Annotated in this window: 20 protein-coding genes and 2 tRNA genes; 10 read left to right on the forward strand and 12 right to left on the reverse strand. The window is 63.7% G+C overall.

Features of this window, described 5'->3' with window-relative positions:
• Nucleotides 1-164 precede the first annotated feature (164 nt).
• From ACZ46Y_RS10075 to ACZ46Y_RS10085, 3 genes are all read right to left on the reverse strand, one after another.
• Entirely contained in the window at nucleotides 165-1,472 is a 1,308-nt protein-coding gene (locus tag ACZ46Y_RS10075; protein ID WP_311957654.1) for a sensor histidine kinase, read from the reverse strand.
• A gap of 14 nt (nucleotides 1,473-1,486) precedes the next feature.
• Nucleotides 1,487-2,146, reverse strand: a complete 660-nt coding sequence (locus tag ACZ46Y_RS10080) for a response regulator transcription factor (RefSeq protein ID WP_311957653.1) — start codon at nucleotides 2,144-2,146, stop codon at nucleotides 1,487-1,489.
• A 73-nt stretch (nucleotides 2,147-2,219) separates the two neighbouring features.
• A protein-coding gene (locus ACZ46Y_RS10085) for an IS5 family transposase (RefSeq protein ID WP_407650535.1) occupies nucleotides 2,220-2,971 on the reverse strand; the annotation gives its coding sequence in 2 pieces (ribosomal slippage) (nucleotides 2,220-2,636 and nucleotides 2,639-2,971; 750 coding nt in all).
• A gap of 175 nt (nucleotides 2,972-3,146) precedes the next feature.
• On the opposite strand from ACZ46Y_RS10085, the gene ACZ46Y_RS10090 reads away from it, so the two are divergent.
• On the forward strand, nucleotides 3,147-3,545 hold the full coding sequence (locus tag ACZ46Y_RS10090) for a PepSY domain-containing protein (RefSeq protein WP_311950635.1): 399 nt from the start codon (nucleotides 3,147-3,149) through the stop codon (nucleotides 3,543-3,545).
• A 247-nt stretch (nucleotides 3,546-3,792) separates the two neighbouring features.
• Here ACZ46Y_RS10090 and ACZ46Y_RS10095 read toward each other — a convergent pair.
• A tRNA-Asn gene (locus ACZ46Y_RS10095) sits at nucleotides 3,793-3,868 on the reverse strand.
• A 24-nt stretch (nucleotides 3,869-3,892) separates the two neighbouring features.
• Nucleotides 3,893-3,968: transfer RNA gene (locus ACZ46Y_RS10100), tRNA-Asn, on the reverse strand.
• A gap of 174 nt (nucleotides 3,969-4,142) precedes the next feature.
• On the opposite strand from ACZ46Y_RS10100, the gene miaB reads away from it, so the two are divergent.
• The 5 genes from miaB (at nucleotide 4,143) to lnt (ending at nucleotide 9,641) form a co-directional block, all read left to right on the forward strand.
• Entirely contained in the window at nucleotides 4,143-5,486 is a 1,344-nt protein-coding gene (gene miaB / locus ACZ46Y_RS10105; protein WP_464380035.1) for a tRNA (N6-isopentenyl adenosine(37)-C2)-methylthiotransferase MiaB, read from the forward strand.
• A 97-nt stretch (nucleotides 5,487-5,583) separates the two neighbouring features.
• Nucleotides 5,584-6,648 (forward strand): PhoH family protein, encoded by a 1,065-nt coding sequence (locus ACZ46Y_RS10110; protein ID WP_311954643.1) that lies wholly within the window; start codon nucleotides 5,584-5,586, stop codon nucleotides 6,646-6,648.
• On the forward strand, nucleotides 6,645-7,145 hold the full coding sequence (ybeY, locus tag ACZ46Y_RS10115; RefSeq protein ID WP_311954639.1) for an rRNA maturation RNase YbeY: 501 nt from the start codon (nucleotides 6,645-6,647) through the stop codon (nucleotides 7,143-7,145). The genes ACZ46Y_RS10110 and ybeY overlap by 4 nt, the downstream gene beginning before the upstream one ends.
• Before the next feature lie 73 nt (nucleotides 7,146-7,218).
• Nucleotides 7,219-8,100, forward strand: coding sequence for an HlyC/CorC family transporter (locus tag ACZ46Y_RS10120; RefSeq protein WP_311954636.1), 882 nt, complete (start codon nucleotides 7,219-7,221; stop codon nucleotides 8,098-8,100).
• 26 nt (nucleotides 8,101-8,126) lie between these two features.
• The gene (gene lnt / locus ACZ46Y_RS10125; RefSeq protein ID WP_311954633.1) at nucleotides 8,127-9,641 is read left to right on the forward strand and encodes an apolipoprotein N-acyltransferase; all 1,515 of its coding nucleotides are present in this window, start codon (nucleotides 8,127-8,129) and stop codon (nucleotides 9,639-9,641) included.
• On the opposite strand, the gene aroC is transcribed toward lnt, so the two are convergent.
• Together aroC and prmB are read right to left on the reverse strand one after the other, a co-directional pair.
• Nucleotides 9,638-10,705 carry a chorismate synthase gene (aroC, locus tag ACZ46Y_RS10130; RefSeq protein ID WP_311954631.1) on the reverse strand — a complete coding sequence of 356 codons (1,068 nt, stop codon included), beginning with the start codon at nucleotides 10,703-10,705 and terminating at the stop codon, nucleotides 9,638-9,640. The two genes, lnt and aroC, sit on opposite strands and share 4 nt — an antisense overlap.
• 13 nt (nucleotides 10,706-10,718) lie before the next feature.
• The gene (gene prmB / locus ACZ46Y_RS10135; protein WP_311954656.1) at nucleotides 10,719-11,681 is read right to left on the reverse strand and encodes a 50S ribosomal protein L3 N(5)-glutamine methyltransferase; all 963 of its coding nucleotides are present in this window, start codon (nucleotides 11,679-11,681) and stop codon (nucleotides 10,719-10,721) included.
• A 169-nt stretch (nucleotides 11,682-11,850) separates the two neighbouring features.
• On the opposite strand from prmB, the gene ACZ46Y_RS10140 reads away from it, so the two are divergent.
• On the forward strand, nucleotides 11,851-12,438 hold the full coding sequence (locus ACZ46Y_RS10140) for a Smr/MutS family protein (protein WP_311954628.1): 588 nt from the start codon (nucleotides 11,851-11,853) through the stop codon (nucleotides 12,436-12,438).
• Here ACZ46Y_RS10140 and ACZ46Y_RS10145 read toward each other — a convergent pair.
• The 3 genes from ACZ46Y_RS10145 to ACZ46Y_RS10155 form a co-directional block, all read right to left on the reverse strand.
• Nucleotides 12,435-13,460, reverse strand: coding sequence for a patatin-like phospholipase family protein (locus tag ACZ46Y_RS10145; RefSeq protein ID WP_311954626.1), 1,026 nt, complete (start codon nucleotides 13,458-13,460; stop codon nucleotides 12,435-12,437). The two genes, ACZ46Y_RS10140 and ACZ46Y_RS10145, sit on opposite strands and share 4 nt — an antisense overlap.
• Nucleotides 13,461-13,466: 6 nt before the next feature.
• On the reverse strand, nucleotides 13,467-14,363 hold the full coding sequence (locus tag ACZ46Y_RS10150; protein ID WP_311954653.1) for an alpha/beta fold hydrolase: 897 nt from the start codon (nucleotides 14,361-14,363) through the stop codon (nucleotides 13,467-13,469).
• Nucleotides 14,364-14,511: 148 nt separating this feature from the next.
• Entirely contained in the window at nucleotides 14,512-15,975 is a 1,464-nt protein-coding gene (locus ACZ46Y_RS10155; protein WP_311954623.1) for a sodium-dependent transporter, read from the reverse strand.
• A gap of 251 nt (nucleotides 15,976-16,226) precedes the next feature.
• Between ACZ46Y_RS10155 and ACZ46Y_RS10160 the strand changes: the two genes are divergently transcribed.
• From ACZ46Y_RS10160 to ACZ46Y_RS10170, 3 genes are all read left to right on the forward strand, one after another.
• Nucleotides 16,227-17,486: a M20/M25/M40 family metallo-hydrolase gene (locus ACZ46Y_RS10160; RefSeq protein ID WP_311954620.1), complete on the forward strand. Its 1,260-nt coding sequence runs from the start codon at nucleotides 16,227-16,229 to the stop codon at nucleotides 17,484-17,486.
• 187 nt (nucleotides 17,487-17,673) lie between these two features.
• On the forward strand, nucleotides 17,674-18,396 hold the full coding sequence (locus tag ACZ46Y_RS10165) for a phosphatase PAP2 family protein (protein ID WP_311954617.1): 723 nt from the start codon (nucleotides 17,674-17,676) through the stop codon (nucleotides 18,394-18,396).
• Between the two features lie 54 nt (nucleotides 18,397-18,450).
• On the forward strand, nucleotides 18,451-19,908 hold the full coding sequence (locus ACZ46Y_RS10170; protein ID WP_311954613.1) for an SLC13 family permease: 1,458 nt from the start codon (nucleotides 18,451-18,453) through the stop codon (nucleotides 19,906-19,908).
• Nucleotides 19,909-20,037: 129 nt separating this feature from the next.
• Here the strand turns inward: ACZ46Y_RS10170 and ACZ46Y_RS10175 are convergent, their stop codons facing one another.
• Both ACZ46Y_RS10175 and ACZ46Y_RS10180 read right to left on the reverse strand, forming a co-directional pair.
• Entirely contained in the window at nucleotides 20,038-20,514 is a 477-nt protein-coding gene (locus ACZ46Y_RS10175) for a DUF411 domain-containing protein (RefSeq protein WP_311954610.1), read from the reverse strand.
• A 150-nt stretch (nucleotides 20,515-20,664) separates the two neighbouring features.
• Entirely contained in the window at nucleotides 20,665-22,275 is a 1,611-nt protein-coding gene (locus ACZ46Y_RS10180; RefSeq protein WP_311954607.1) for a BCCT family transporter, read from the reverse strand.
• Nucleotides 22,276-22,381: the final 106 nt, after the last annotated feature.

Below are 22,381 nucleotides of genomic sequence, written 5' to 3' on the forward strand. Positions count from 1 at the left end.
CCCCTCCTATAGGTCGTGATCGCTTTTTTCAAACCATGCCAAATTGACATGGCGTTATGGTCGCAATCCAACCTGACAGAAGGCTTAAGACATGACGCCATCTCGGCAATATTCGGCACATCCAGGGTGTGCGTATTCCCGCCGGCGAGCTGGACACCCCAGCCTCAGTGTGGGAGCCGTAAGCTTGCCTCGAACCCGTCTACCCTGCCCGACGCAGGAGAAGCCAGGGTCAAAGTGGCACCGGCCCCGACGGCGATCGCATGGGCAATAGCAAGCCCCAGGCCGGACCCTGCCGCGGGGGTATTCGCCCGCTGAAAGCGATCCGTCAGCCGGTTGAGATCTTCCACAGGTACTACCGGTCCCGCATTGATCACGCGCAACAGGCCATTCCCCAACACGCAGACCTCGACGGGCCGATCTTTCTGCCCGTGCTTCAGGGCGTTTTCAATCAGATTACGCAGCAGGATGGCCAGCACGTCCGGATCAATCGATGACATGACACACGCTTCGTTAGGTAACGACAGCATCAGAGGCGTTTCGGTGGCGCGCTGAAAATCATCGACGAGGTGGGTAACAATCGGCAGGATATTCTCGGGACTCTCGACCAATAGCCCTCCGCTCTCCGCTTTGGCCAGCTGCATCAGTTTCTCCGACAGCCGCGAAAGCTCGCGCAGCGAGGCCTCAATTCGCTCCGTCCGATCCTGTATCGGCCCATCGGGCGCTTCCCGGCGCAGGCGCTGCACCTGAGCCAGGGTCGCGGCCAGGGGCGTACGCAGCTCGTGAGCGCTATTGGCGGTAAAGCTGCGTTCCGCCTCCAACGTTCGACGTAGACGCTCTAACAGCTGATTAACTGCCTCACCGATCGGCACTATTTCGGCCGGCAAGTTTTCGCCTCTCACCGGCGACAGGTCGCCGGCGCCGCGGACTTCGAGCATCGTCCGATACTCAAGCACCCCGCGTAGACTACGGCGTACAAACCACCAGATGCCGATCAAACTCAGGGGAATCAGACCCGCCAACGGCAGGAACAGCATGCCAATCGTTTGCCATTTTGCCTGACGGCGTGAGGCCAACGGCTCGGCCACCTCAATAAAAAAGGTATCGCTGACCGCAGAGATACCGTAAAGCCGATGCGTTGCGGTACTACGCAGTCCCGTTTGAGGCGTTTCGGGAAAGACCGAGAGGTCAATGTCGTGGGACACCAGCAAGGGGGCACCGTCCATTCCACGCACCAGGTAGGTGATGTATTCCTCGTGGGGGTGCAGCGCCGCCACCTGCTGAAGCAGATCGGAATCTTCGCGATTAAATATTTCAACAACGGCAAGCGACAGGAGGCGTTGTGCTGCTTCTTCAAGGACGCTATCGAGCGTCTTGTTCAGCGTATCCTCAACGATCAGTGCCGTTACCACAGCAACAAACAGCCAGAGCAGCGTGGTCCCCAGCGTCAGGCCAACCCCCAGACGACGCTGCAAACTCGTAGCGCGTCTCACGCCTGCCCCAGCCGGTAACCCATACCACGCACCGTCTCGATAACGTCACGCCCCAGTTTCTTGCGCAGACGGCTGATATGGACCTCGATAGTGTTGCTCTCGATCTCGGCACCAAAGGCATATAAACAATCTTCGAGTTGGGAGCGGGATAGCAGTGCCTCAGGGCGTTGCATGAATGCCTCAAACAGCGCCCACTCCCGGGCGGTCAGCTCAATGTCATGCCCGCCACGACGTAGCGAATGGTTGACCAGATCGACCTCCAGTTCGCCCACTGTAATCAGGGGGTTCGGGTTACCCGCATAACGCCGCGCCACGGCAGCGATCCGTGCCGACAATTCCGACAGGTCGAAGGGTTTGACAAGGTAATCATCCGCGCCGGCATTCAAGCCGGCGATACGATCGGAAATCTGATCCCGCGCTGTCAGAATAATCACCGGCGTCGTGTTGCCGGCACGACGGCAATGCTTTAACAAATCGAGCCCGTTTCCATCGGGCAGCAGAAGGTCGAGCAGCAGCAGGTTGTAAGCGGTGGTCGCAAGGCATGCCTGGGCCTCGCCAAGCGTTTGCATCCAGTCCACCGCGTGGCCTTCTTCGGCTATCTGATCGCGCACGACTTCGCCTAGCGCGGAGGCGTCCTCGAGCAGTAATATGCGCATCTCCCACATCCTTCTAACATCAGCGGTACGCTAAGCCTAACGGATCGACCTGACGACTAGGGGTCGTTAACAATTAGGCCAGCCATATGGCGGCTGACACGAGGCAGAGGAGTGACTGGTAGTTTCTTGCCAGTCGCTCATAGCGTGTAGATAACCGCCGGAACTTCTTGATTTTCTGAAAGAACCTCTCCACCAGATTGCGATCTTGGTAACAGTGCCAGTCTACTTCAATGCGCGCCAAACGATTCTTTTTCGGAGGAATCACCGGCTCGGCACCTGCGGCCTGAATCATGTCCCGCAGAGCAGTGGAGTCATACCCCTTGTCGCCCAGCACCGCTTGCGGGGAAAAACCTTCCAGTAGAGCGGGAGCAGCACCATACTCCGACGCCTGGCCCGGTGTGAGAACCAATCGTACTGGGTTACCTAACGCATCGACTGCGGCATGAATTTTGGTGCTCAATCCGCCTCGAGATTTGCCCATGGCTTCGACGTCTTGCGTGTTTTTTTTGACGCTCCATGCTGGTGCACCCTGACGATGCTACCGTCGATCATCAGCTGCTCTAGATCGGGATCGTCGGCTACTGTGTCAAAAATACGCTGCCAAACGCCCTTTCGTGACCAACGGTTATACCGCATGTAGACGGTGTGCCAGCGCCCAAAAGATTCGGGAAGATCACGCCACGGGGCGCCGGTCCGAGCGATCCAGAGCACGGCTTCCACGAACAGGCGATTGTCCTTGGCAGTTACCCCACAGTCTGAGGCTTTGCCGGGGAGCAGGTGCTCGATTCGCTCCCACTGATCATCGCGTAACTTCAACCGACTCATGGCCCACCAAAATCTATGAATACTAAATCAGTTTAAACGAAACTAATGATTGTTAACACACCCTAGCTGAACGAGACGGCCCGTCCGAGCCTCAAATTCCCCGGCGCCGTGTCAGACTGCTGTCAGGATAGCAGGCTACAGTAACCGTATGTCTCAGCCCCAGAGGATCATAACCATGAAAACTCTATGGCAAACAACCGCGACGCTTTGCGCACTGCTCATCGCGAACATCGTCCAGGCAAGCCATGGCTGCAAGGATCCGGTAGCCGATTGGCAACCGCGCGATGCCTTGCGCCAACAGCTCGAAGATAAAGGCTGGGAAGTGCGCCGTATCAAGGTTGATGACGGCTGCTACGAAGCCAAAGGCTTCGACCGGCACGGCAATAAAGTCGAGGCCGACTATATGCCTTCATCGCTGCGCCTGCGCGAACTGGAAATAAAGTTCAAAGAAGACGCCGTCATACCCGACGGCCTCTACAGCGGCGGCATCGATAACGCCAACACGGAGAAAGACACAGAAAAAAGGCAGAGAAGAACCCGCCATGAAAGTGTCACAGGCAAGGGACACAAATGATCTGGAAGAATTGGTCTCACCCTACCCGGATGCCTCTACACATACTCAGGAATGCCAAGGTTAATCTTGGCCGATCGGGCTAATCGCTGATAGGGACGACCAGACAGGTAACGTCAGCGTGCGACGCAAAACGGGGAGAAGAAAGTAAACAGACACGCGAAAAACCGTGGTCAGGAGACGACGATGTAACAGAAGACAGAGTAGTTAACTTCGCAATCGAAGGGGATCGATTGAATACCGCGGTGGCTGGCTCCCCGAGCAGGATTCGAACCTGCGACCCAATGATTAACAGTCATTTGCTCTACCGGCTGAGCTATCGGGGAATCGTGCAGCGCGTGCGATGTGTCTGGCTCCCCGAGCAGGATTCGAACCTGCGACCCAATGATTAACAGTCATTTGCTCTACCGGCTGAGCTATCGGGGATCCGCTGAAACACGCTGCGTAGTATACCCGTCACGCACGGCGAGTCAAGTACGGTTTTGCCGGATGCTAGCAGAGCCCCGCCCGTATCCGTATAATGTGCCCAGGCACAAAACGCGGCGGCGCCGCGCCACCATTCATCCTCGTCCCTTGACGACCCATAGATCACAGGTACCGATGGCGAAGAAGCTTTTCATCAAAACGCACGGCTGCCAAATGAACGAGTACGACTCGGCGCGCATGGCGGACATGCTCGGCGAGTCGCACCAGCTTGAGCTCACCGACAGCGAGCAGGATGCCGACGTCATTTTGCTCAATACCTGCTCGATCCGGGAAAAGGCCCAGGAAAAGGTGTTTCACCAGCTGGGACGCTGGAAAAAACTCAAGCAGGCCAATCCCAATCTGGTGATTGGCGTAGGCGGCTGCGTGGCCAGCCAGGAAGGCGAGGCCCTGCGCAAGCGCGCCCCCCAGGTCGACATGGTATTCGGCCCCCAGACCCTGCACCGGGTGCCCGGCATGCTCGACAAGCACCGCGACAACCAGATCGCCGCGGTGGACGTCACCTTTCCCGAAATCGAGAAGTTCGATCACCTGCCCAAGCCCCACGCCGACGGCGCCACGGCCTTTGTCTCGATCATGGAAGGCTGCTCCAAGTACTGCAGCTTCTGCGTGGTGCCCTACACCCGGGGCGAAGAAGTCTCGCGTCCGTTCGATGCGGTCATCGACGAAGTCATGCACCTGGCCGACCAGGGCGTGCGCGAAATCAACCTGCTGGGCCAGAACGTCAACGCCTACCGCGGTGAAGATGACCTGGGCGATGAAATCGACCTGGCCGAGCTGATCGCAAGCGTGGCAGCCATCGACGGCATCGACCGCATCCGCTTCACCACCTCGCACCCGGTGGAATTCAGCGACAGCCTGATCGAGGCGTTTGCCGAGATTCCCGAGCTGGTGAGCCACCTGCACCTGCCGGTGCAGTCCGGCGCCAACAACATCCTTGCCGCCATGAAGCGCGGGCATACCGCGGAAGAGTACATCGACAAGATGGAGCGCATCCGCGCCAACCGCCCGGATATCAGCTTCTCTTCGGACTTCATCATCGGCTTTCCCGGCGAAACCGAGCAGGACTTCACCGACACCATGGAGCTGATCGGGCGCATCGGCTTTGATCACTCCTTCAGCTTTGTCTACTCCGCTCGCCCGGGCACCCCTGCCGCCTCCCTACCGGACGAAACGCCGGAAAGCGTGAAGAAGGAACGCCTGGCCATTCTCCAGCAGCGCATTCTGCAGCAGGCCGGCCAGATCAGCCGGCGGATGGTCGGCACCACCCAGCGGATTCTGGTGTCGGGCTTTTCGCCCAAGGACCCCGGCGAGCTCTCCGGGCGCACCGAGAACAACCGCGTGGTCAACTTCCGCGCCGCCAACCCCACCGAGCTGATCGGCTATTTCGTCGACGTCGACGTCGTCGAGGCGCTGCCCAACTCGCTGCGCGGCGAGCTGGCCTCACCCGAACGCTACTGATCCGGCCTCGCGCCTCCCCTGCCCCGGCATAATTGCCCCGACACCGTTCGGGGCAGTAAGCTGGGGTCACATTTAACAACCGACGGGTTTTCCTCTCTTGAGCCAGCCATCATCTCAGGCCAACCGCATCATCACCCTAAGCCTCGAACCCAACGATCCCCAGCGGCTCGCGAGCCTTTGCGGCCAGCAGGATGAGCATCTGAAGCTGATCGAAAGCCGCCTGGACATCACCCTGCGCAATCGCGGCAACGTCTTTCAGCTGGCCGGTGCCGCCAACCGCATCAAGGCGGCGGCCAACGTGCTCGAGCACCTCTATCGCGAGACCGCCTCTCACGAGCTGGAAGCCGATACGGTGCACCTGTTCCTGCAGGAATCCGGCCTCGAGGCGCTGGCAGAAGAAGACGCCGGCGATCCCGACGATGACGTCGTGATCCGCACGCCGCGCACCGTGATCAAGCCGCGCGGCGCCAATCAGCAGCGCTACGTCGCAAGCGTGCGCGAACACGACATCAACTTCGGCATCGGCCCGGCGGGTACGGGCAAGACCTATCTTGCCGTAGCCGCCGCGGTGGAAGCGCTCAACCAGCAGGAAGTGCGCCGCATTCTGCTGGTGCGCCCGGCGGTGGAAGCCGGGGAAAAACTCGGCTTTCTACCGGGCGATCTCGCCCAGAAGATCGACCCCTACCTGCGCCCGCTGTACGACGCGCTCTACGAGATGATCGGCTTTGAGCAGGTCGCCAAGCTCATCGAGCGCCAGATCATCGAGATCGCGCCGCTGGCCTACATGCGCGGGCGCACGCTGAACAACGCCTACATCATTCTGGATGAAAGTCAGAACACCACGCCCGAGCAGATGAAGATGTTCCTCACCCGGATCGGCTTTGGCTCCACCGCGGTGATCACCGGCGACGTGACCCAGGTCGACCTGCCCAAGGGCCAGCGCTCGGGGCTGATTCAGGTGCTCGACGTGCTCAAGGAAACCCCCGGCATCGGCACCACCCACTTTGCCGCCAAGGACGTCGTCCGCCACCCGCTGGTACAGCGCATTATCGAGGCCTACGACGAGTTCGAGTCCCGGGAAGAAGCCGAGGAGCGCAGGCGCCACGAACAGCGCAAGCAGGAGCGCGAGGAACGCCTCCGGGCCCGCGACGGCTCCTTATGAGCCAGCCCCAACGCAGTGTCCCCTCGCCCGGCGCCGTCATCGACCGCCAGGTCGCGGTCACGGCCCCCGCAGACGCCGCGCTTCCCGGCCAGCCGGCCCTTGCGCGCTGGGCCGGCGGCGTGCTGGCGCACCACCCGGACAGCCCCGGCAACGAGCTCACCGTGCGCTTTGTCACGGCGGAGGAAAGTCAGTCGCTCAACCGCGACTACCGCGGCCGGGACAAGCCCACCAACGTGCTCTCGTTTCCGTTCGAGGCGCCGCCCGGGATTCATCTGGGGCTCTTGGGGGATCTGGTCATCTGCCACGCCGTGGTAGCCGACGAAGCGCACGCCCAGCGCAAGGCGCTCGCCGATCACTATGCCCATATGGTGGTACATGGCACCCTGCACCTGCTGGGGTATGATCATGTTGACGACGATGAAGCCGACGTCATGGAGCAGCTGGAGCGCGAGATACTCGCAGGGTTCGGTATTGCCGACCCCTACGCCGCCGGCTGACGTCATGCCATCGCCCCTGTCGCACGGCCCCCGTGCGATATCATCCAACGCGATACCACAAGGGAACCCGCGCATGAGCGACGACCGATCGAGCACGTCAACGTCCAAAAACTGGATGGGCAAGCTCTTTGGCGCCTTTTCCGGAGACGGCGACGACCTGCATTCACGCGACGAGCTGATGGCTTTCCTGCGCGATACCGCAGGGCGGCTCAAGCTGGACCAGGACGCCCTGACGATCATCGAAGGCGCCCTGCATATCAGCGACCAGCAGGTGCGCGAAATACTCATTCCGCGCTCCCGGGTGGTGGCCATCACCCTCGACCAGCCGGTAGAGGGCTATCTGCCGCTGATCGAGGAAACCGGCCATTCGCGCTACCCGGTCATCGGCGACAACCTCGACGACGTCAAGGGGGTGCTGCTGGCCAAGGATCTGCTGCCGCTGCTCTCGCGCCCCCAGCAGCAGCGCGACACCTTCAAGCTCGACGAGGTGCTGCGCCCGGCCATGTTCGTGCCCGAGTCCAAACGGCTGAACAGCCTGCTCAAGGAGTTTCGCGACACCCACAACCACATGGCCGTGGTCGTCGACGAATACGGCGGCACCGCCGGCATCATCACCATCGAGGATATTCTTGAGCAGATCGTCGGCGATATCGAGGACGAGCACGACACCGACGAAGACGACGATATCCGCCCGCTCGACGACGGCCGCTTTGCGGTGCGCGCGCTGACCCCCATCGACGACTTCAACGCGCGCTTTGACACCGGCTTCAGCGACGACGAGTTCGATACCCTGGGCGGACTGGTGATGCAGCAGTTCGGCCACCTGCCCCGGCGCGGCGAACAGACCTGCATTGGCGGCTACTGCTTTACCGTGCTCAACGCCGACAACCGCCGCATCCGCCTGATCGAAGTCGCGCCCGACCCGGGCGATACCCCCGCCTCTCCCGACGCCTGACCGGCGTTTGCACAGGATACCGCTTGATGAAGGACCCCCTTGTTAGCCGTCACCCGCTGGCCCTTTACGGCCAGCTTGTGGCTGCGCTGATCGCCGGCGTGTTCACCACCCTGACCGCTTCGCCGTTTTACCTCTGGTGGCTGGCCCCCGTGGCCATCGCGCTGGTGTACACCGGCCTCTACCGCCTGACGCCTTTCCAGGCGGCGCTCAAGGGGTGGCTCTACGGCGTGGGACTCTTTGCCAGCGGCACGTCCTGGGTCTACGTCTCGATCCACGACTACGGCTATACCGGCGTGCCGCTGGCGGTGTTTCTCACCGCGCTGTTCGTCGCCGTGCTGGCGCTGTTCTTTGCCGCGACGCTGTGGCTTTACCGGCGGTTTTTCACGCCGCGGCTGGCGTTTTTAAGCTTTGCCGGCATCTGGGTGCTGGGCGAGGTGCTGCGCACCTACCTGTTTACCGGCTTTCCCTGGCTGCTGCTGGGCTCAAGCCACGTGGACTCGCCGCTTGCAGGCTTTGCCCCGGTGGGCGGGGTTTACCTCCTCTCGCTGCTGGTCGCTCTCAGCGGCACTCTGCTGGCCGAGCTCGCGCTCTACCGCCGCGTCTGGGCGGTAGCGCCCCTTGCCGCCATCTGGCTTGTGCCGCTCGCCCTGCCCGGCCAGTGGACGCACCGGGCCGACGCCGAGCCCACCCGGGTTGCCCTTCTTCAGGGCAACCTTTCCCAGCTGACCAAGTGGACGGCCGAAGGCCAGCGCGAAGCCGCCAACACCTACGCCAGGCTGACCCGGCAAGTCGAGGATGACGTCGATCTGATCCTGTGGCCGGAAACCGCGCTGCCCATGGCCGAGGGCGACGCCCGGGCCGTGCTTTCCCGGGTGCAGGCCAACCTGGCGCCGGATACCGCGCTGATGACCGGCATCGTCCAGCGCAACGAGGCCGGGCAGTACTTCAACAGCGTGGTCGGGGTGGGCGACGTTAAGGGCAGCTACCAGAAAGAACACCTGGTCCCCTTTGGCGAATACCTGCCGCTGGAAAGCGTGCTACGCGGCACCATCGACTTTTTTGACCTGCCGATGTCGACCTTTGCCTCCGGCGCCAGCGAGCAGGCGCCCATGCGCGCCGCGGGGACGGCGCTGGGCAACGCCATCTGCTACGAAATCATCTATCCCCAGCTGGTCGCCGAGCGCGCCCGGCACAGCGACGCGCTGATTACCGTCTCCAACGACACCTGGTTCGGCGGCTCCATCGGCCCCCACCAGCACCTGCAGATGGCGCGGCTGCGCGCCCGGGAAAACGGCCGCTACGTGCTGCGCGCTACCAGCAACGGCATTACCGCCATCATCAACCCTCAGGGCAAGGTCGAAGCCCGGGCGCCACAGTTTGAAACCGCCAGCCTCACCGGCGAATTTTACGCCATGGAAGGGCTTACGCCCTTTACCCGGCTCGGCAGCTGGCCGGCCTGGCTGCTGGCCGGCGCGCTGGTGATACCGGGCCTTGTGCGCCGGCGTCGGGCGCCCGCCGGTCCGGACAGCTCGCGGCGCTAGCCCACCTCGCCGTTCTGGCCGCGCTGACGCAGCCAGTGATCCATCAGCACAAGCGCCAGCATGGCCTCGGCAATGGGCGTGGCGCGGATGCCCACGCAGGGGTCGTGGCGGCCCTTGGTCACCACCTCGACGGCCTCGCCCTGGACGTTCACCGAGCGCCCGGGGGTGGTAATGCTGGAGGTGGGCTTCAGCGCCAGCCGGGCCACCACCGGCTGGCCGCTGGAAATACCGCCCAGCACGCCGCCGGCGTTGTTGGTCAAAAAGCCGTCGCCCGGAGTCATTTCATCGCGGTGTTCGCTGCCGCGCTGGCTGACCGCCGCAAATCCCGCGCCGATTTCGACCCCCTTCACCGCGTTGATGCCCATCAGGGCGTGGGCGATGTCGGCATCCAGGCGGTCAAACACCGGCTCGCCCAGGCCCACCGGCACGCCTTCGGCGATCACGGTAATTTCCGCGCCCGCGGAATCCTGATCCCGGCGCAGCTGATCCATAAACGCCTCAAGCTCGGGCACGCGCTCGGCATCGGGGCAGAAAAACGCGTTCTGCTCCACGGCGTCCCAGTCGTTGAAGGCAATCTCCAGCGGCCCAAGCCTGCTCATGTAGCCGCGGATCACCACGCCCCGGGCGGCCAGGTATTTCTTGGCGATGGCGCCGGCGGCCACGCGCATGGCGGTTTCCCGGGCGCTTGAGCGTCCGCCGCCGCGGTAGTCCCGGCGGCCGTACTTGTGGTGATAGGTGTAGTCGGCGTGGGCCGGACGGAACTGGTCCTTGATCTTCGAGTAGTCCTTTGAGCGCTGGTCGGTGTTTTCGATCAAAAGGCCGATGGGCGTGCCGGTGGTTTCGCCTTCGAACACGCCGGAAAGGATCCGCACCCGGTCGGCTTCCCGGCGCTGGGTGGTATGGCGCGAGCTGCCCGGCCGGCGGCGGTCAAGGTCGCGCTGCAAATCCTCCTCGCACAGCGGTGTCCCCGGCGGGCAGCCGTCGATAATGGCGCCAAGGGCCTCGCCGTGGCTTTCGCCGAAGGTGGTCACGGTAAACAGTTTGCCAAAGGTATTGCCTGACATGGGCGTTATGTCCTCACGCGAAAGACGCCGCACGGGCGTCGAGTTCAGCGGCGGAGAGCGCAAACACGCCCTGCCCGCCGCGCTCGAATTCCAGCCACATGAAGGGCACGTCGGGAAAGGCCGCTTCCAGGTGGCGATCAGAGTTGCCGACTTCCACGATCAGCCAGCCGTCGTCGGTCAGATAGCCGCGCGCCTCGCGCAGCATGCGCCGAACGATGTCCAGGCCGTCGCGGCCTGCCCCCAGCGCAAGCGCAGGCTCGTGGCGAAACTCCGCCGGCATGGTGGCCAGATCCCAGGCATCGACGTAGGGCGGGTTGGCGACGATCAGCTCGAAGCGCTGCCCGGCCAGGCCGTCAAAGACGTCGGCTTCCACCGCGCGAACCCGGTCGCCGACGTCGTGGCGGGTGATGTTTTCCTTCGCCACCGCCAGCGCTTCCCGGCTGAGATCGGTCAGCGTTACTTCGCAGGTCGGCAGATACTGCGCGGTGGCGATGCCGATGCAGCCCGAGCCGGTACACAGGTCCAGTACCCGGGCCGGCGGCTCGTCGCCAAAAAAGGCGCTGAAACCGTCTTCGATGAGCTCGGCAATCGGCGAGCGCGGGATCAGCACGCGCTCGTCGACGTTGAACGCCAGGCCGGCGAAAAACGCCTCGCCCAGCAGATAGGCCAGCGGCTCGCGGCGGGTGATTCGCTTGCGTGCCAGCGCCACGATGCGCGCTCGCTCCACGGGCAGTAGCGTGGCGTCGAGCACCGCCGGGTCCACGTCCCAGGGCAGATGCAGCGCGCCAAGCGTCAGCGCCACGGCTTCGTCCCAGGCGGAGTCCGTACCGTGGCCGTAGTAGAGCCCGGCCAGATGAAACTCACTGGTCACCCAGCGCACGCAGTCGCGCAGCCGGGGCAGCCCGGCGGCAAGCGCGGCGTCGGACTGGGCAAGCGTCGAGGCGAAGCGGGGCGTATGGCGGGCAGCAGAGGGCAGGCGGGTCACGATGACTCCTCGGGCGGTCAAGATGGCGATAGCATTAGCGCGCGGCAAAGCGTTGATTGTACCTTTCGCGCCGGCCGGTTCACAGCGGCGCCTGTCACGCTATACTGTGCCCCTTGCGAGACATTTTCCTGCGATTTGCCCTTTGGACGCCGAGCCTGCCATGAACCGCCGCCGCCACCTGCCCGACGACGACCCGCCTCATGACGATGACTTCAACGCCTTTCGCCAGGCGCTCGAAGCCGCCGGGGTGCGACGCCTGAACACCAACCGCGCGGATACCGGCAAACCCAAACCGGCGATTGCCGACAAGGCGGCGCGGCGCAAGGCAGCGGTCGAGAGCCAGACGCTGAACGCCACCGGGCGCACCTCGGACGGCCGGGTCGAGGCCGTGCGCCCCTCGGAATATCTGGAATTCTCGCTGCCGGACCTGCCCTGGCGCACCCTGAGCCAGCTGAAGCGCGGCCGGACGGCCTGGCAGGCGGGGCTTGATCTGCACGGCTATACCCTGGAAGAGGCCCGCCTGGAGCTTGAAAGCTTCCTGCGCGACGCCTCTGCCCGGGGGCTGCGCTGCGTGATCGTGGTTCACGGCAAGGCCTGGGGCGCCACCGCGGACTTTCCCGTACTCAAAAGCCACACCAACGCCTGGCTGCGAGAGTGGCCCGGCGTGCTGGCGTTCTGCTCGGCGACGGACGCCGACGGCGGCACCGGCGCCCTTTACGTGCTGCTGAAAAAGCCCGGCCGCGGCTAGTCGCCGCCGACCGGCGGGTCGTCGGCGCAGGGCAGCTGCGCGCGGGCGTCGCTGCTTAGATGATGCTTCAGGGCGTCGTCGCCCAGGTGGCGTCCCAGCCGGATCAGATCCTCCGCGCGGTGAAACTCGTAGGCGCTGCACACGGTCTTGGGCACGTCGATCAGCACGTCGGGCGGGTAGCCGGCAATCTTGTACTTGGCAAGCGCGGCCTGGGTAATGTCGAAGGATTCAAGGATCATGTCCAGCTTGCCCCATTCGCGCTTGCCCCGCGCCTCGGCATCGTCGTCGCTCCTCTCGCCGCCGAGGCTGCCAAGCCCCTGCCACAGGCGGCGGGTCGCTGCGCGCACCTCGCCCACCCAGCGGCTGACCACCTGGGCATTTTCGCTCATGTCCACCACCCGCTCGGCGGGTCTTTCCGGCAGCATCTCTTCGAGCGTGACCGCCCGGGCGCTATGGGCCGTGGCGTTGACCGCCACCACGATATCCGCTTCGTGGGCGGCCAGCACCGGCATCAGCGGCAGCGGATTGAGCAGGCCGCCGTCCACCAGCACCTGATCGCCCAGGTTCACCGGCGTAATCACCCCGGGCACGGCAATGGAGGCGCGAATGGCGCGAAGCAGCGGGCCGTTCTGAAACCACACCTCGCGCTGGCGTATCAGGTCGGTGGCCACCGTGGTCACCGGAATCGGCAGCTCTTCCAGGCGGATGCCGTGGATCATGGCGTCCAGCTTGTCCATTACCTTGTCGGCGCGCATGGCACCCATGGGGCTCCAGGTCACGTCCACCAGCCGCAGCACGTCCAGGTAGTCCAGCTGGCTCACCCACTTGCGATACTCGGGCAGCTTGCCCGCGGCGTAGATGCCGCCGACCAGCGCCCCCATCGAGCAGCCGGCGATGGAGACGATCTCAAACCCCCGGGCTTCCAGGGCGTCGATCACGCCGATGTGGGCATAGCCCCGGGCCCCGCCGCTGCCCAGCACCAGCGCCACCTTGCACCGGCTGGCCTTCGCTTGTTCGCTCATGACGCCTTAGCTCACCGCCTTGCCGACCGGGCAGCCGTTGACGACCGCGTCGGCCACGGCGTCAACGCGGTCGCGTTCCAGATGCAGATGATGCCCGCCGGGCACCACATGGCGGGTGAGGTCAGGCACCGCTCCCCGGGCCTTTGCCGCAAAGGCGCGCTCGCCGAGAATGCCCTCATCGCCCTCCACCAGCTGCACCGGGCAGCGAATATCGGCCAGCAGCGCCAGCACCTGGGCCGGGGTAAAGCGCACCGGCGAGGGCTTGAGCAGCCGGCTGTCAGTACGCAGGGTCACACGCCCGTCTTCCAGCCGGCGGCTGTTGCGCTCGACCAGCGGCGCGGCGGTATCGGCGTCGATGGGCGTGACGCCGCCGGCCACCCGGGCGGCAACGGCGCTTTCCACGTCCGCATAGCCGGGCATGCGCGACGCGCGCATGCGGTGGGCAAGAAAACCGCGGCGCAGCTGGGAGGCGGTATCTTCGGCGGCGGTGGAGAGCATCCCCAAACCGTCGATCAGCACCAGCCGGCGCACCCTTTCGGGCAGCGCGGCGGCCAGCAGACAGGCCACCGCCGCGCCCATGGAGTGTCCGACCAGCACGGCGTCGTCGAGCCCCAGGGTGTCCATAGCGTCGAGCACGTCGTGGCCGTAGTCCCAGAGGGCGTAGTCGTCGGTGGCGCCTTCATTGGCGGCGGACAGGCCGTGGCCACGAAAATCCAGCGCCACCAGGCGTATATCCAGCCTCTCGGCGAGCAGCGGCCCCAGGCGCGAGAAGCTCGCGGCGTTATCCAGCCAGCCGTGCAGCGCCAGCCACACCGGCGCCTGCTCGCGCCCCCAGGCAAGCGCCGCCACCCGACCCTCGGCCAGCGAAAGCGAAGTGACGTCCGCCGCGCCAGCGTCTACCATGCCGGCACTGTCTTGCACCATCGTGCTGTTCATTGTCATCCATCCTCAAGGAGCTCGTCATGAAGCCACGCCGCGATACCGCCGCCCGCAACCGGGTCTTTTTCATCGCCGTGATTGCCGCGTTGGCGGTGGCCGCCTGGCTTTTGCGCTAGCGCGCTGCCGGCGCCCGGCCAAGCCTTGGGCTCAACGCCTCGCCGGCCACCACCATGGCCACCAGAATGCCCAGCAGCCACGGCCAGTCCGCGGCAAGCGATACCTGATAAAGCCCCAGCGCGTTGATAAAGATCACCACGATGCCCAAGGGGCTTACGTAGCGCACCATAAAAAGCCAGGCGGCATAGAGTGCCGGCGGCAGCGAAAGCTCGTCGCGAAACGTTTGGCTTTTGAGCACAAATCCCGCCAGCACTACCATGCCAAGCCCGCCCAGCGGCATCAAAAAGCGCGACGTCAGATAGTCGAGCCAGTCAAAGAAGTTTCTGCCCAGAAGCGTCCAGTCGGCGCCGACGTTAAACGACAGCATGGCAAGGGTGCTGACCAGCCACAGCGCGATACCCGCGCTCCAGGCGGCCTGGGGGCGCGACAGCCCCTTATTGTCGCACAGCCAGGAGAGCGTGGCCTCGATCATCGAGATCGACGACGTCAGCGCGGCCATGGACAGCATGATAAAGAACAGCACCCCGAACAGGGTGCCAAAAGGCATCGACTGAAACGCCAGCGGCAGGCTCATGAAGATCAGCCCCGGGCCTTCGCCCGGGTCCATGCCGTTGGCGAAAATCGCCGGGAAAATGGCCAGCCCCGCCATCAGCGCCACAATGGTATCGGCAATGGCCACACCGATGGCGGTGCGCCCGATAGAGGCGCTTTTGGGCAGGTAGCTGCCGTAGGTCAGAATCGCGCCGGAGGCAAGCGACAGGGTAAAAAAGGCGTGCCCCAGCGCCGCCAGCATCCCTGCACTTGACAGGCTGCCGGCGTCAAAGGCAAACAGAAAGCGCACCGCCTCACCGAAACCGCCGGAAAACAGCCCGTAAACAATCAGCACCAGCAGCATCAGCACCAGCCCCGGCATCATCCAGCCGACGCTTCTTTCGATGCCTTTCTGGACGCCCTTGCCGACGATGAACATGGTGGCCACGGTCACCAGCGTACTCCAGAACCCGAGGCTGAGCGGATTCTGGTTGTTGGCGGTAAATACCGCCACCATGTCGTCCACGCTTGAGCCGCTGATGCCGCCGGTGAGCATCTTCCACACGTAGGCGAACGACCAGCCGGCCACCACCACGTAAAACGACAGCACCATGAAGCCGCAAAGCATGCCCATCCAGCCCACCAGCGCCCACACCGAGCCGCTCCCGGACTCGTTCACCACGCGGCGGATGGCATCCACGGGACTGCCGCGCCCGCGCCGCCCAAGGGCAATCTCGGTCATCATCACCGGCACGCCCACGGCGAATATGCACACCAGATAGACCAGCACAAAAGCGCCACCGCCGAATTCACCGGTAATATAGGGAAATTTCCAGATGTTCCCCAGCCCCACCGCCGAGCCGGTGGCCGCGAGTAGAAAGCCCCAGCGGCCCAGCCACTGCGCGCGTGGTTGTTGTGACGTCGTCATGGATACTCCGTTATTTGCGTCCGTTTCCCGGCCATGGCCTGTGCGCCGTATTGTAGGCGATTTTACCCCACCCGTAGCGCCCCGCCTATGGCCCACCACCTGCCCCGCCTTGGGTTCTGCCTTTTACGCCCCCATCTGTTATCACAGATGAGGCTTGGCAGGTCATGCCATACTTGCCATACAGCATCTGCCATACAACGGCCGGCACCGCCGGCGCGCCCATCCGGACTCACCCGGAATAAGGAGTCACCATGAGTCAGACCCAAGCCCCCTGGAAACAGCCCATGCCCGACGCGCAGTTTTCCCTGATGCGCGACATCCTCGCCGCCCCCAGCCCCGTGGGTCTGGAAGCCGCCATGACCTACGGCGTGCTCAAGCCACACTTCGAAAGCTTTGCACCCAACGGCTGGCACCTGCATCAGTTCAAGGGCAACGCCGGCGTGGTGCTCGATACCCACCCCGGGCGCGACGACATGTTCAAGCTGATGCTCATCGGCCACGCCGACAAGATCCGCATGCAGGTGCGCTCCATCGGCGAGGACGGCAAGGTCTGGATCAACACCGACTCGTTCTTGCCCACGGTGCTCATCGGCCACGAGGTCAAGCTGTTCAGCGAAGACCCGGAAAAACCCGGCGAATACCGCTGCCTGGAGGGCGGCACGGTGGAAGCGCTGGGCGCCATCCACTTTTCCGATCCGGCCCAGCGCACCGGCGACAAGGGCATCAAGAAAGAACAGATCTATCTCGACCTGCAGATCCACGGCGACAACAAGAAGCAGCAGGTGGAAAACCTCGGCGTACGCCCGGGCGATTCGATCATCTTCAACCGCCCGATCCGCGAAGGCTTCAGCCCGGACACCTTCTACGGCGCCTACCTGGATAACGGCCTGGGCTGCTTTGCTACGGCCGAAGTGGCAAGGCTGATCGCCGAGGCCGGCGGTACCGAGCAGGTGCGGGTGATGTTCGCCATCGCCAGCTACGAGGAAATCGGCCGCTTCGGCAGCCGGGTGCTGGCCGGCGAGCTCAAGCCCGACGCGCTGATCGGCGTTGACGTCAACCACGACTATGTGGCCGCGCCGGGCATCGGCGACAAGCGCATGCAGCCGCTGGAAATGGGCAAGGGCTTCACCATGTCGGTGGGCTCGATCGCCAGCGAACAGCTCAACCGCGTGATTGCCCAGGCCGCCGGCGAACACGACATTCCGCTGCAGCGCGACATCGTCGGCGTGGATACCGGCACCGACGGCATGGCCGGGGTGCTGGCAAGCGTCGACTGCGCGGCAACCTCCATCGGCTTTCCCATCCGCAACATGCACACCATCTCGGAAACCGGCAACACCGGCGACGTGCTCGCCGCCGTCCACGCCCTGACCCATACCATTCAGGCGCTGGACAAAATGCCCGACCTCGACCGCGCCTTTTTGGATAACCACCCGCGGCTGGATAACGCCCGGCCCCTTGGCCACCAGGGCAGCGAAGCGCCGCAAAGCGATGAGGAAGACGAGGAATAAGCCCCGGGCAAGGCGCCGCCGCGGCTTTCCCGAGGGTTAAAGTTAGCGGACTAACCGCTAAGCTGATAAAGTAACGCCCGCCGGTTTTAAAACGGTGTTTTTAACGGGAGAATAGCTATCTCCCGTTGCTAACCTCCTGCTTTGGAAGCCGGCGGGATTTTTTATCCGTTGCGCCTCGGAGACAGCCATGCCCGCTCGCCGAATCCTGATCCTCAATGCCCTCGGCGCTGCCCTGCTGCTCAGCTGGGCGCTACCGTCGTTTACCGTCTGGGCCTACCTTGACGACGCCGTTTTCTGGTTTTTCAATCACACCATCAGCGTCGACAACCCGCGCTGGACCATGCTTCTTGCCGCGCTCAACAACCGCAAGTTTGACATGGTCATCATGTTCGCCATGCTGGCGATCATGGTCAGCGCCAGCTACCGCGACAGGCGAGGTGGGTATCGGCGCTGGTTCGGCATCGGCGTAACCATGCTGATCACCGCCGGGCTGATGAACGAGCTGGTGCGCAACCTGATTACCTACTCCCACCCCAGCCCGACGAAGGTATTCGACGACGCCAACCTGCTTTCGCAGCTCGTGCACTTTGCCACCAAGGATCAGGCCGGCAACAGCTTCCCCGGCGATCACGGCATCATGGCGATGATATTTGCCGCCTTTATGCTCGCCTTCGGCGACCGTGCCACGCGCATTGCCAGTCTGCTGCTGGTAGCCTGTGCGGTGGTGCCCCGGGTCATGGCAGGTGCGCACTGGCTAAGCGACGTGCTCGTCGGTTCGCTGTCCATCGTGCTGCTGCTACCCTGGGTGCTGTGTACGCCTATTGCGCGTAAAAGCAGCGCCGCCATCACTCGCGCCCTTGAGCGCGGCGAACAGAAACTCGCTGCCCTGCGTGTGCGCCGGCCCCACTGAGCCGGCCAGCGACGTTCGCCTCGGGCAGCCGCAAGACACTCCGGGAGACACAACATGGGAGAGCATGAAGAAGCGCACGAAAACGCTTCCGGTTCAGGCACTGCTGCACGTATCGGCCTGATTCTGGGGCCATTGTGGCTGCTGATAACATGGATTTTGCCGGCCCCGGCCGGCATGTCGGAGGCCGCCTGGTCGTGCCTGGGCATTGCCCTGCTGATGGCGACCTGGTGGTCCACCGAGGCCATCCCGATTCCGGCCACGTCGCTGCTGCCCCTGGTGCTGGTGCCGGCGTTCGGGATCGACACCGTCAAGGCAACCTCAGCCAGCTACGCCAACCCCATCATCTTCTTGTTCCTGGGCGGCTTTCTGATCGGCATCGCCATGCAGCGCTGGGACTTGCATCGGCGCATTGCCCTGCTGGTACTGCGCCTCGTCGGCGCCCAGCCCCGGCGCCAGATTGCCGGCTTTATGCTGGCGACTGGCTTTTTGAGCATGTGGGTCTCCAACACCGCAACGTCGATCATGATGCTGCCCATCGGCATGTCGGTGATCACCCTGCTCGATGACAGCGACCCCAAAGAGCTTGCGCGCTACGCCACCGCGCTGCTGCTGGCCATCGCCTACTCCGCTAGCATCGGCGGTATCGCCACTCTGATCGGCACGCCGCCCAACGCGCTGCTGGCAGGCTATCTGCTCAACGAGCAGAACATCGACATCGGCTTTGCCCAGTGGATGCTGGTCGGCGTCCCCGTCAGCCTTTCCATGATGGCATTGGCCTGGCTGTGGCTTAGCCGCGGCGGTTTCAACATCAACACCGGCGAGGACAGCGGCGCCATGATCCGCCAGGAGCTGGCGCGCCTGGGCCGCATGAGCCGGGCAGAAAAGCGCGTGGGCTGCGTCTTCGTGCTGGCCGCGCTGGCCTGGATCTGCCGTCCGCTCCTTAACAACGCCGGCCTCGACTGGCTCTCGGATACCGGCATTGCCATTGCCGCCGGCATTGCGCTGTTCCTGATTCCCAGCGGCCAGCAGAACGGCCAGCGCCTGCTCAGCTGGCCGGAAGCGGAAAAGCTGCCGTGGGGCGTGCTGCTGCTCTTTGGCGGCGGCCTGGCGCTGGCCGGGGCCATCACCCAGTCGGAGCTCGCCGACTGGATCGCCGAGCAGCTTGCCCTGCTGAGCACGGTGCCGCTGCTTGCGCTGATTGCCGCCGTGGTGCTGGTCATTATCTTCCTGACCGAGGTTACCTCCAACACCGCAACGGCCGCGGCCTTTCTGCCCCTGCTGGGAGCCCTGGCGGTGTCCATCAACCACGAAATACTGCTGATTACGGTGCCGGCCGCCATTGCCGCCAGCTGCGCATTCATGATGCCGGTGGCCACGCCGCCCAACGCCATCGTGTTTGCCACCGGGCACATGAGGATCCAGTCCATGATCCGCGCCGGCTTCGCCCTCAACCTGGCGGGCACCGCCGTCGTCACCCTGCTGGTCTACCTGCTGATTACGCTTCTCTGGTAGCGCCCTGCCGCTCTGATCGCCGGCGCCACGCGAGGCGCCGGCGATACCGGGGCCTGATTGACCAAGCCTGCATAGCAACGCGCCCCCGATGGCAGCCATCGGGGGCGCGTTGCGCCGTTTGCGTTCGGCTTAAAGCGTCATGTAGGGCGTCGCTTCATGTTCGCTGAAGGTGTAGACGTTGTACGGCTCAGTTTTGGCGCCCGGCATCCCCGGCGTGCCGCTGGGCATGCCGGCCAGGCCGATACCGGCAGTTGCCGGCGCCTCCTCGAAAAAGGCCTCCAGCGCGGCCATGGGCACGTGGCCTTCAATCCAGTAGTCGCCGGCCTTGATCGTATGGCAGGAGCCTTTGCCGTAGGGCACGCCGGCTTGCGTCTTGACCTCATTCATGTCCCTGTCGCTTACCACGGTGACATCGACGCCGTGCTCTTCAAGATGGCGGGCGTAGCCGTCGCAGCACATGCACTGCGGGTTCTTATACAGCGTGGCGGTTTCCGGTAGCGCGGCCTGGGCGGCGGTGGCGCTCAGTGAGGTCAGGCCGGCCAGCAGTAGCGGGGTGAATACGCGGCGCATGGCGTTCTCCGTGTTGATGCATTCAGGTGCGTTCATTAGCCCGGCGCTTTGACGCCACGGTTCGCGGCCTGCCGGCGTTCGATAGAGCATACAACCTGCGGGCTGCCCCGGGGTCAAGCGGCGTTGCCCTCCGGCAGGCCGCCAATCGCCATCACCTTGATCGGCGGCAAGAAACCGGGCGTTTTTTTACAAATCCTCGGTACGCGGCGGCTCGCCTACGCTGGCTTTCTGGATATCCTCCTGGCGCAGACCGCGGAACAGCCCGATCATCATGATGAACGCCAGAATGAAAATGGGCAGACCGATCACCGTAATCACCTGCTGCAGCGCTAAAAGCCCGGTTTCCCCGGCCAGCACGATAAGCATGGCCGCGAGCACCCCCTCGGAAATCCCCCAGAACAGGCGCTGGCGTACGGGGCCCGGGTCCGGCGTGCCGGTGCACAGCATGTCAACCACCAGCGACGCCGAGTCCGACGAGGTGGCAAAAAAGATAGCCACGATCAGCACCGCCAGCCCCTTGATAACGGTGGCAAAGGGGAAGTGCTCGAAGAAGGCGAACATGGCCAGCGGTATGCTCTCTTCCACCGCGGCGGACAGCGCGCCGGCCTGCTCGCCCAGGGCTGCGCGAGCGTCGGCGCCGATGCCGTCGATCTCCATGGCCGACCAGCCAAAAATCGAGAACCACACCAGGGTAAAAACCGACGGCGCAAACAGCACCCCGAGAACGAATTCGCGAATAGTGCGCCCGCGGGAGATCCGCGCCACGAAAATGCCGATAAACGGCGACCAGGTCACCGTCCATGCCCAGTAGAAGACCGTCCAGTTGCCCTGCCAGCCCCAACCGCCGTTTTGCTGCTGGTACTGGGCCAGGGTGTCGTTCCAGAATGCCATGGGCACGATGTTGGCCATATAGAGACCGAACGTCTCGATGGTGGCGCGCAGCAAAAATACCGTGGAGCCGGTAAACAGCACGAAAAACATCAGCCCCACGGCCATGCCGATATTGATATTGGAGAGCCGCTTGATCCCCGCGTCCAGCCCGGCAACGATCGACCCGACGGCAACCGCTGTCAGCAGCGCGATGATGATGACCTTGGGCGCGACGGCGTTGGGAATACCGAACAGCTCGCTAAGGCCGGCGTTGATCTGCTGGGTGCCCAGGCCAATGGACACCGCCACCCCGAACAGCGTGCCCAGTACCGCAAAAACGTCCAACGTCTTGCCCAGCGGGCCGTAGATGCGATCCCCGATCAGCGGGTAGAACACCGAGCTGTAGCGCATGGGCAGATCATAGCGGTAAATGAAGTAGGCAAAGGCCAGGCCGGGCAGGGTAAAAATCGCCCAGGTATGCAGCCCCAGGTGGTAGATGGCAAAGCCGATGGCGTCGTCGGCGGCCTCCACGGTAAAGGCGTCCACGTCCGGGTGCGGCGGGTTGGAAAAGTGCGATATCGGCTCGGCCACGCCCCAGAACATCAGCACGGTGCCGATCCCGCCGGCAAACAGCATGGTAAACCAGGACACGTTGCCGTAGTCGGGCTTGGCGTCGTTGCCGCCCAGGCGAATGGCGCCGTAGCGGCTCATGGCCACCCAGAGCAGAAACACTACCCAGCTGGTCACGCCGAAAATGAAAAACCAGCCCAGGTTGGTCACAATCCACAGGCGCCCGGCGCCGAATGCCTCCTCAATCGTTTCGGGAATCAGCAGCAGCGTGATCAAAAACACCACCATGATGCCCGCTGCCACAAAAAAGATAACGGGGTCCGTCCTCAGTCCAAGCCTGCGCGCCAGTTTCTCCATCGTTGTTATCCTTGTGGTAGAGAAAGGGAAGGGGAAACAAGGCAGTAGAAAAAGCCCGCAGCGTGCGGCCGCCCGCTCCGGTCAGCGCCCTGCTTCGCTTTTCAGA

The organism is Halomonas garicola (assembly GCF_055382465.1).